The organism is uncultured Mucilaginibacter sp. (assembly GCF_937859865.1).
Lineage (GTDB): Bacteria > Bacteroidota > Bacteroidia > Sphingobacteriales > Sphingobacteriaceae > Mucilaginibacter_A.
The window spans coordinates 26,812-36,772 of sequence record NZ_CALMAT010000023.1 but is presented as its reverse complement, the minus strand read 5'-3'; the positions used below and the strand labels follow the sequence as shown (position 1 = coordinate 36,772).

Annotated in this window: 7 protein-coding genes; 1 reads left to right on the top strand and 6 read right to left on the bottom strand. The window is 41.2% G+C overall.

Translation table 11 applies throughout. The annotated features are described in order from the left end of the window. The 6 genes from Q0192_RS03095 to Q0192_RS03070 all read right to left on the bottom strand — a co-directional run. A partial coding sequence (locus Q0192_RS03095) for a xanthine dehydrogenase family protein molybdopterin-binding subunit (RefSeq protein ID WP_299285927.1) occupies positions 1–1,518 on the bottom strand: 1,518 nt, incomplete at its 3' end. Further along, positions 1,515–2,498, bottom strand: a complete 984-nt coding sequence (locus Q0192_RS03090) for a xanthine dehydrogenase family protein subunit M (RefSeq protein ID WP_299285925.1) — start codon at positions 2,496–2,498, stop codon at positions 1,515–1,517. The genes Q0192_RS03090 and Q0192_RS03095, both read right to left, overlap by 4 nt. A 23-nt stretch (positions 2,499–2,521) precedes the next feature. Continuing rightward, complete coding sequence (locus tag Q0192_RS03085; protein ID WP_299285922.1) at positions 2,522–3,166, bottom strand: 2Fe-2S iron-sulfur cluster-binding protein; 645 nt, start codon at positions 3,164–3,166, stop codon at positions 2,522–2,524. A 413-nt stretch (positions 3,167–3,579) separates the two neighbouring features. Next, complete coding sequence (locus tag Q0192_RS03080; protein WP_299285919.1) at positions 3,580–4,020, bottom strand: hypothetical protein; 441 nt, start codon at positions 4,018–4,020, stop codon at positions 3,580–3,582. A 9-nt stretch (positions 4,021–4,029) separates the two neighbouring features. Then, positions 4,030–5,820 carry a T6SS effector amidase Tae4 family protein gene (locus Q0192_RS03075; RefSeq protein ID WP_299285916.1) on the bottom strand — a complete coding sequence of 597 codons (1,791 nt, stop codon included), beginning with the start codon at positions 5,818–5,820 and terminating at the stop codon, positions 4,030–4,032. Positions 5,821–6,030: 210 nt separating this feature from the next. Continuing rightward, positions 6,031–7,380, bottom strand: coding sequence for a sigma-54 dependent transcriptional regulator (locus Q0192_RS03070; protein ID WP_299285913.1), 1,350 nt, complete (start codon positions 7,378–7,380; stop codon positions 6,031–6,033). 330 nt (positions 7,381–7,710) lie between these two features. On the opposite strand from Q0192_RS03070, the gene Q0192_RS03065 reads away from it, so the two are divergent. Next, complete coding sequence (locus tag Q0192_RS03065; protein ID WP_299285909.1) at positions 7,711–9,690, top strand: KUP/HAK/KT family potassium transporter; 1,980 nt, start codon at positions 7,711–7,713, stop codon at positions 9,688–9,690. Positions 9,691–9,961: the final 271 nt, after the last annotated feature.

Here is a 9,961-nt window from a genome sequence, read left to right as displayed (position 1 = left end):
ACCGGAATTTGCACCTTTCGGAAACTCACTGTCGCCTATTTTAACCTTTACTTTTTCCAACGGCAAACTCAGCGCATCGGCAGCGGTTTGGGCCATAATAGTATATGTTCCGGTTCCGATGTCTTGCGTGGCGCACATTATTTCTACATGTCCGTCTGCAAATATCACCGCTTTGGCAGAAGATGCACTTCGGTTTGCCGGATAAGTTGCCGTTGCCATGCCATATCCAACCAAATATTTGCCTTCTTTCATTGATCTGGGTTCTGCATTGCGTTTGTTCCAGCCAATCAAATCAGCACCTTTTTGGTAGCATTCTTTTAAGTATTTGGATGAAAAATCTTTCTTTTTATCCTCGTCTTTTTCCGCATAATTTACAAGCCGCAATTGTATGGGGTCAATTTTTAATTTGTAGGAAAGCTCATCCATAGCAACTTCCAACGCGTAAGTTCCCGGTGCTTCGCCAGGCGCGCGCATTGGGCAAGGAGTTACTTTGTTTAACCGTACCAATTTGTGGCTTACGTCTACGTTCGGACTGCTGTACAACATTGGAGTTGCCACACCCGCCGTTTCTACAAATTCATCTACAAAAGAAGATTCAACGGTGCTATCGTGTTTTATGGCAGAAAACTTACCCGCCTGGTCTGTCCCTAAACTTACTTTTTGAATGGTTTGCGACGGTCGGCCTGCCGTTGTAAAATTTTGCTGGCGTTTTAAAACAAATTTTACCGGCCGGCCAACTTGTTTTGCTGCCATTGCCGCCAAAACAGTGTTTGGCCAGGAGAAACCTTTCGAACCAAATCCGCCGCCAATGTAATAGGCCATCACCCTTATTTTTTCTTTGGGAACGCCCAACATAGAAGCCATTAAAGTTTTTGTGCCGGCTACAGATTGCGTTGCATCATAAATGGTTACCGTTTCGCCTTGCCAAACGGCAACCGTTGCGTGCGGTTCCATCGCGTTATGGTGATAAACCGGCGTGGTATAGGTTTCTTCCATTTTCACTGCTGCCGATTGTAACGCATGATCTGCATTTCCCCGGCTAACCTGCGTTTCTGACCCGGTTGATGCTTTTTCTGGCTTATAAGCTTTCTCTTTGTTTTTTTCCAGGTCAAAAATTGGTGTCTCAGATTGATAATCTACTTTAACCAAAGATGCCGCATGTTCTGCCTGTTCATAGGTTTCGGCCATTACCAAAGCAACAATTTGTCCATCGTAAAAAACGCGGTCGTTTTGCAGCGGCAAAAGGTCTTTCTCTGCAAATTTGCCGCCGCCCGGATCAGAACTTTGCGGCGAATGCAGTTGCATTGAATTTTTATAAGTCATCACCCCAACCACGCCCGGCGATTTTTCGGCAATGTTGGTATTGATATTTATTATCCTGCCTTTCGTAATGTTGCTGGTTACCGCAACGGCATGGACCATATTTTTTAGATTGAATTCGGCTGCATAAGTAGCGCCACCGGTTACTTTCAGTTTTCCGTCAACACGGTCAACTGGTTTTCCTACTGTCTCGTTCATACCATTCCTCCCACTGTTTCCAAAGCACGTACGATCGTGCGTTTTGCCAGCTCAATTTTAAAAGCGTTATATTTATGTGGTTTTGCATCGGCCATGGCGGCATCGGCTGCTGCCTTAAATGTTTGGGCGTTTGCAGATGCGCCGTTCAGTACTTTTTCTGCCGCCAATGACCGCCACGGTTTGGTAGCCACGCCGCCTAAAGCAATGCGCGAATTGTTGATCTTTCCGTTAGCAATATCCAAAGCGACGGCCGCAGAAGTGAGTGCAAATTCGTAAGAAGCCCGATCACGAACTTTTAAATAATGCGATTTAGCGGCAAAAGGTAAATTTGGTAAAGTAACCGAGGTAATCAATTCTCCCGGCCTTAAAATGGTTTCGTACTGCGGCGTTTTACCGGGGATGATATAAAAATCATTAAAAGGAATACTGCGAACGCCTTTTGCCGTTTGAACCTGGATGGTCGCGCCTAAAGCGGCCATCGGTACGCACATATCAGAAGGATGCGTGGCGATGCAATTTTCTGTTGTCCCTAAAACTGCATGGTTTCGGTTATAGCCCGGAATGGCAGAGCAGCCTGTTCCCGGTTCACGTTTATTGCAGGGAAAAGCGGTATCGTAGAAGTAATAGCAGCGCGGCCTTTGCAGCAGGTTTCCGCCAACCGAGGCCATGTTGCGCAATTGCGCTGTTGCGCCGGAAAGTATCGCTTCCGACAACATCGGAAATTGTTTAGTAATGGCGGGATGATAAGCAACGGTAGTGTTTTTTACCAGCGCGCCTATTTTGATGCTGCCGTCAGCTTGTGTTTCAATTTGGTTGAGGTTTAAGCCGGTAATATCTACCAATTGTTTTGGCGTTTCGATATACAGCTTCATCAAATCAATGATGTTGGTGCCGCCGGCGATAAACTTGGTGTCTTTGGAGGTAGCAGCAGCAATGGCGGTTGCGTTGTTTTGCGCCCGGACTAATTTAAATGGTTCCATATAGTTTTCTTAGTCGGATTTGTTTAGGCAGTTTGTTGTTGTACTTCTTTTATGGCACTTAAAATGTTCTGGTAAGCGCCACAACGGCAAATGTTCCCACTCATGGATTCCCGGATCTCGGCATCGGTTTTGGCGTGGCCTTCTTTTACCAAACCTACGGCCGAACAAATCTGTCCCGGTGTGCAGTAACCGCACTGGTAAGCATCATGTTTGATAAAAGCTTCCTGCATCTGGTGCAGTTTTTCGCCGTTGGCCAAACCTTCTATCGTGGTAATTTGTGCATCATGGCACATCCCGGCCAATACTAAGCAAGAGTTAATCCGGTTGCCGTTCATTAAAACCGTGCAAGAACCGCATTGGCCATGGTCGCAACCTTTTTTTGTTCCAGTTAGCATCAGGTTTTCGCGTAAAGCATCTAATAAAGTTGTCCTCGTGTCTAAATTCAAGGTTTGGCTTTTTCCATTGATCATTAGCGTTACGCCATTCACTTCCACCGGTGCAATGGCCGCCCTTTCTGCTTCCTGCTCTGCTGCCGAAGTAATCAGCGGCGCCAACGATAACCCGGCACCTGCTACGGCTATTTTTGATAAAAAACTGCGCCTGCTTGCGCCGCTTCCCGTTAAACCCGAGCTTTCGTTTCCGGATTTGTTTGCTTCTTCTTTTTCCACCGCTTGTTTCTTTTTCAGCAATAACTTTTCCCAAGCAGATAATGTTTTTGGCTGCGCACGATTCTTTCTGTAACAATCCTATTTTCTAACAGATGCTTCTTTTATCGCTATTTTTTTAGGCATTTAAAAATTTAGGCTGATGAAAATTCATACAATCAATGGCATTTTTTGCCTGAAAACCGGTAAATAAAAAAGGACCTCAAACGGGGAGAATGAGATCCTTTTAACCAATTATAAACCTAAATATGAAGAGCACAAATATAGTGTAAAAAATACACTAAGCAAGGCCGGTTTTAAGATTTAACAAAAATTTAACGTTGATGAATTTTTCAGATTATGTGTTTCTAAATGATGTTGTTGATTATACTCCTGTGAAAAAGTACGGAAAGTTTTAACACTGACCATTAAAGATTCTATCGATTTTTGTATTTCTTCTTATATAACTTTTTCGTAATAGAATCTAATTCTTTACTATTATAAAATTCCAAACAAGTTGCAAAAACGGCTTTCCCTCGCAAATCCGAAGGTGCTTGTCTGATATTGCTGGCTGAATCCAATTTGATTCTTTCAACTATAATTTTTGCAACGTTAACGGCATCTTGAGGGTCAACAAAATCAATAAAACTGCCGCCGCTTTTGTCTTCCTGTAATACCTTTCTAATCTCAGGTGAATTATTAAAAGAATATTGCAAACCAATAAGATATACATCCATTTTGAAAGTTTCCGAAAATTGCCTTTCCGTTAATTTGTTAAATTGAGAATCGGTAGTATCTGGATTTTTAACCGATAGCGCGTGATGAGTGCTACAATCACTTAAAAAGCAAATTACCAGAATAAAAGCAAGGTTTTTCATATGATCCGGTTATTGTAGTTCCCAAATATCAATTGTTGTCGTAAATTTTGTGATGTCACATCCACGTTTACAGATTGTGCCAGTAAATAAATCAGCATGACCCGATGCTACCCACCCAGACGCAATCATAGAATAAATACCTTTTTTACCAGCAATTAAATTAGGGAAGTTTTCACCGTTTCTTCCACCTTGTGTTTGTGTAAAATGATCTGTGGGAGGGCCGAAAGCTTTCCTTAAATATGCGTTTAATGCTTTTGCGCTCAAAAAATAATTCTTCCCGTCAGCTCCTTGTTCAGTTCCATTAACGGCTGGTATCGTTTTACCGGCATAATTTAATGCGCGGCTTACTCTTAATGCACAAGCATTAGAATAGTTAACTGGGTCAGATTGATGATGAGCCAATATTGGCCCTCCTATTAAATTATATACAGCATCTGCATCGACATTAGGAAAATTGTTATAAAAATCCTGGTAAGATGGCAATGTTTGAGTTGGGATGACTAAGTTGGGATCGTCCCAGTAACTTTGATTAAAACCATATGGCCCATCTGTACCTTCAGAAGGGGTTAAAAATTCATTGATGAATACATCATTCGTAACGGAAGGATTAGCAATTAGGTAATCTATTGCCCATTTCACAAAATCTTGCACTTCTGCTGAATAATTTTCTTGATTAAGCCTGTCTGTAAGAGTATTAACGATTACAAAGTTTGACGGATCATTCCAAAAATTAAATTCTGTTGACGAAAGTGTATTAGCGAAATTTTGTAAAAGGGTTTGTCCCGGGTTATTGTTCCACCACCAATACCAGTTAGGGTCAAAATTACCACCGCCACCTGCATGATTATAGTTTGGGTCATTGTTAATGTATCCACCACCGCCTGTATTATAAGGCCATCCCGTACCATAACTCCACCAATAAGTTCCACTATCTGGGGATTGATAAGTTGTTGAACCATCACCAAAACCACCGCTTCCGCCGCCACCTCCACCGGAGCAGTCAAAAGCTATTATCATGGTAACGGAGACAGATTCAGAATAACTACCGTCAGACCAGATAATTAGTGTATATTCTATACTAACAGACATTGCAACTAAACACCCATCACCAGACATCGGTTTAACACCTGCACCAGTTACTGAATTGGTATTTGTAGGAGTATCAAAATTAATTTTTACATTTTTTAGGGTGGCTTTTGTGGGAGACAATACATTAACACTATCTGTATTATTGATTGTTTTCTCAAAATAGCCAAATACTGCTTGTGTATTTAGCAAGTTGCTTTTTGTTATGTTAGAACCTGGGCGAATAGCATTTAGAGAATCTTTGTTATAGAGCCTGTAAGTATAAAGGCTGTCATTGTGCTTATAAGCCGTTATATAGGACTTGATTTGTTTTGAATTTTCGTCTTGCAATGGAATAAAAAATACGCCCTGGTTAGCTCCATTATTGCTAACTGTATTTGTCTTTAATGAAGTTGAAGAAGTTTTTACAGGTTGTTGTCCACCGCTTTCACCTTTCGTTTTATATAAAACTTTGTCCCATTTAGGAATACCGTTTTTGCGGATAAATTCGGGCAATGATTTTAAGAATAATTGTTGCTTTTGAATGTTTTCTGCAAGCTTTTTAATTTCTGCATCATTCGTTGTAGAGGTGTTAAAAAAGGTTTTTTGCAGTTCTTCCCTGCTTAATTCTTTGCCAGGGTCAGCTACTTCGTTTTTACGACAGCTTATAAATAAAACCAATAGTGTAAAAAAAGCAAAGAACCATTTGGATGAGTGTAGAATTTCTCTTTTCATACTTTTTCAAATTTGGTTTTTGTTAAAAATTGAATTGCTGTTTAATAATTGTACTATTTGTAAAAATATTGTTTCAAAATAATATTTACAATAAATTATTAAAAGAATTTTACCAGGTGAGTTTTCAACTCAAATCGTTAAGCTACGGATTTTCAATCCGTCTCTAAAACAACATACTTTTTTTACCAACAAAAAATCAGTACTAACCCCTCAATCCAACCCATACTCCTTTAACTTCCGGTACAACGTAGCAATACCAATATTTAACAAACGTGCTGTTTCCGTCCGGTTGCCTTTGGTATGGTTGAGTACGCGTTGGATATGCAATTTTTCAATCGAATCCAAGTTAAACGATTGCGGCTGATCGGGCAGGTTAGAAAGTATCTGTTCCTGCAAATTAATCGGCAACAAAGATTCGTTTAAACCGTTCTCATCCGCTAAAATCATGGCGCGTTCAATGCTGTTTTTTAATTCGCGGATGTTGCCCGGCCAGTTGTAGGTTTCCAGTTTTTCAATAAAGGTCTGGCTTAATTGCGAAACCGGCTTTTTCACTTTTGCAGCAAAATATTGAACGAAAAAAGCAGCCAACAACTTGATGTCTTTTTTTCGTTCACTCAATGGCGGCAACGTGATTTGGAAGACGGACAAACGGTAATAAATATCCAGCCGGAAAGTACCTTTTGTAGTTTCGGCCAGCAAATCGCGGTTGGTTGCGGTGATGATACGGACGTTAACTTGTGTTGGCCGCGTGTCCCCTATTTTGATAAACTGCTGCGATTCTAAAACGCGCAACAGTTTCGCCTGCAAATCCAAGTCCAGCTCTCCTATTTCATCCAAAAAAATGGTGCCGCCGCTGGCTTCTTCAAACAACCCTTTTTTATCTTTTAACGCATTGGTAAAAGCGCCGGCCTTGTAACCAAACAGTTCGCTTTCCAATAATTCTTTGGTAAAAGCACTGCAGTTTACGGCCACAAAAGCTTTCGTTTTGCGGCTGCTGGCCTGGTGGATGGCTTCTGCAAAAACCTCTTTTCCGGTCCCGGTTTCGCCTAAAAGCAAAACGGTGGTATCGGTTACGGCCACTTTTCGCGCTAAATCCACCGCTTCGGTTATCGCTGCCGATGTGCCGATAATCCGCTCAAAACCAAAACGGCTGCTTAGTTTGTTTTCCAGTTCCAGTACGCGGCGCTGCAAATACGCTTTGTCCATCGCTTTGCTTACCAGCGGAACAATCTTATCATTATCATCGCCTTTGGTAATGTAATCAAAAGCGCCGTTTTTGATAGCCGTAACACCATCGCTGATAGTTCCGTAAGCCGTTATAACGATAACTTCAGTTGCTGGCCAGCCTTCTTTGATCTTTTGGGTTAGCTCAATGCCGTTCATATCCGGCAGTTTTACATCGCTCAAAATAACATCAAAGGTATCCTGTTCCAGTTTTTTTAAACCTTCTTTGGCGGTTGCCGCTTCGGCCACCTCGTAGCCTTCCAACTGCATAATGCGCGACAAAAGCTTGCGCAAACGGTCTTCGTCATCAATAATCAGCAGTTTACCCTTTTGCATATAACCGTTTTGTTTTGGCTTGAAATGAAGCGTTTCGTTATCAAAATTTGTGTTGTAAAAGAAGCATTTAATCTCATTTGTAACAAAAATATTTAAATGCAAAAATGGCTTGGTTGCCAAATAAAATTGAATTATCCTTAATAATAACTATTTTTGCCGCATCTTTTAGCTATGTTCAAACATTGTGCACCTTCCTTTGCTTATCTGCCGGGAAGTTAATTTTTATGATTGCAACAACCCCAAAAATATGCCTGTAAAAGAAGCATTGTTCTTTTTTCTGATTACCCGGGTTTTATTTTTACCATTTTATCTTCTTCATTTTTTTCCATTATGAATTCACATTTAAAAAAGTTGTCTGCCGCCGGTATGCTCGTTACGCTGGGCATTATTTTTGGCGATATCGGCACTTCCCCACTGTATGTTTTTCAAACTTTGCTTACCGAAGGCGGAAAAGTGAACCAGGAGCTGGTGCTGGGCTCTATTTCCTGCGTTTTTTGGACGCTTACGCTGCAAACTACTTTTAAATACATTTTAATTACTTTGCAAGCAGACAACAAAGGCGAAGGCGGGATATTTTCTTTATACGCTTTGGTTCGGCGTTATGGAAAATGGCTGGCTATTCCGGCTATTATCGGTGCCGGCACGCTGCTGGCTGATGGTATTATCACGCCGCCCATTTCGGTTACTTCCGCTATCGAAGGTTTGCAGTTGGTGCCAGCTTTAGCCAAATACATCGTGCCGGGAAACGAACTGATCCTCACCATCGTGATTGGTATTATTTTACTGCTTTTCTTTTTTCAGCAATTTGGCACCAAAGTTATCGGTTCTGCTTTTGGCCCGGTCATGCTGCTTTGGTTTATCATGCTGGGTGTTTTAGGAACCATCCAAATTGTACAATACCCGCAAATATTTAAAGCTTTAAGCCCGCATTACGGTTTTGAACTGCTGACCAACCATCCGCGTGGTTTCTGGCTTTTAGGTGCCGTTTTTTTATGTACCACCGGTGCCGAAGCTTTGTATTCTGACCTGGGCCATTGCGGCAGAAAGAACATCCAGGTAAGCTGGATTTTTGTGAAAACTACCTTAATGCTTAACTATTTGGGACAAGGCGCTTGGGTACTTTTGCAACCGGCTAATACTTCTTTTACCAACCTAAACCCGTTTTTCCAGATTGTGCCGCACGCGTTTTTGGTGCCGAGTATTATCCTGGCCACGTTTGCCACCATTATTGCCAGCCAGGCTTTGATCAGCGGTTCTTTCACCTTAATCAGCGAAGCCGTAAGCATGAACTTTTGGCCACGCGTTACGATCAAATTCCCAAGCGATATCCGCGGACAAATTTATATCCCGAGCATCAACTGGCTGCTTTGCTTTGGCTGTATTGCAGTTTCGCTGTATTTCCGCACTTCGGAAGCGATGACTGCTGCTTACGGTTTTTCCATTACCGTTGCCATGCTGATGACCACGATTTTGGTTTACCATTTTATCCGTTATGTAAAGCACTGGCCGCTTTGGCTGGTGGTGATTATCCTGTTAATTTTCCTGTCTGTAGAAGGCTCGTTCTTTGTGGCCAACGCCGTCAAACTGCTCAAACGTTTGTTCTTTTTAGTGTTTGAAATTGGTTTGATTTTCACCATGTACATTTGGTACCGCGCCAGAAAAATCAACAATCGCTTGCTCACGTTTATTGACCTGAAAGATAAAATCCCAATGTTTAACGCTTTAAGCGCAGAAACATCGGTCCCTAAATTTGCCACACATTTAATTTATTTGACCAAAGCCAACAACAGCAATCAAATTGAGCAGAAGATTTTGTATTCGATTTTTAGCCGGATGCCAAAACGTGCCGATATTTACTGGTTTATCCATATTGAAAGGGCGGACGACCCATACACTATGGAATACAGCATTGAAGAACTGGCGAACGATAAGATCATCCGTGTTGAATTCAGGCTTGGTTTCCGTATCCAGCCGCGCATTAATGTGTTGTTTAGAAGGGTGGTGGAAGATATGGTTGCCCGGAAAGAACTGGACATTACCAGCCCTTACGAAGCATTAAGCCAATACAAACTGGCGGCCGATTTCCGTTTTGTGTTGTTAGAAAAATTCTTGTCCTACGAAAACGAGTTCAGTTTGAAAGAAGGTTTTATTTTGAGAAGCTATTTTGCGATCAAAAAATACGCTTTGAGCGATGCCCAAGCCTACGGTTTGGATACCAGTGAAACCCGCGTAGAAAAAATACCTTTAGTGGTAACGCCTTTTTCCAACTTTGCTTTAAAAAGGATTGAACCGAAAGTACAAGTACAATAGCTGTTTTTATTACTGTTAAACTCAAAAATATTTTATTGATTTAGTTTTTGTTTAACCTTATTAAAAAATCCTTCAGCCTTACCCGGCCGAGGGATTTTTTTTGACCATGCCAATGCTGTTTTTATACACCTGTTTTTATTGCCTCAGCAGGCAGTTTAAATTTTTTTAATCAGAAATCTATTTTTATCAATATTTTAAAACAAATTAATTTCCTATTAATTAATATAGAAACAGGTTGATATTAAAATATTAATCTCAACAGAAATCAAAT

Excerpts from the sequence above, each read along its gene's own strand:
- Q0192_RS03075 (WP_299285916.1), bottom strand. The coding sequence starts at position 5,820 with ATGAAAAGAGAAATTCTACACTCATCCAAATGGTTCTTTGCTTTTTTT.
- Q0192_RS03080 (WP_299285919.1), bottom strand. The coding sequence starts at position 4,020 with ATGAAAAACCTTGCTTTTATTCTGGTAATTTGCTTTTTAAGTGATTGT.
- Q0192_RS03090 (WP_299285925.1), bottom strand. The coding sequence starts at position 2,498 with ATGGAACCATTTAAATTAGTCCGGGCGCAAAACAACGCAACCGCCATT.
- Q0192_RS03070 (WP_299285913.1), bottom strand. The coding sequence starts at position 7,380 with ATGCAAAAGGGTAAACTGCTGATTATTGATGACGAAGACCGTTTGCGC.
- Q0192_RS03065 (WP_299285909.1), top strand. The coding sequence starts at position 7,711 with ATGAATTCACATTTAAAAAAGTTGTCTGCCGCCGGTATGCTCGTTACG.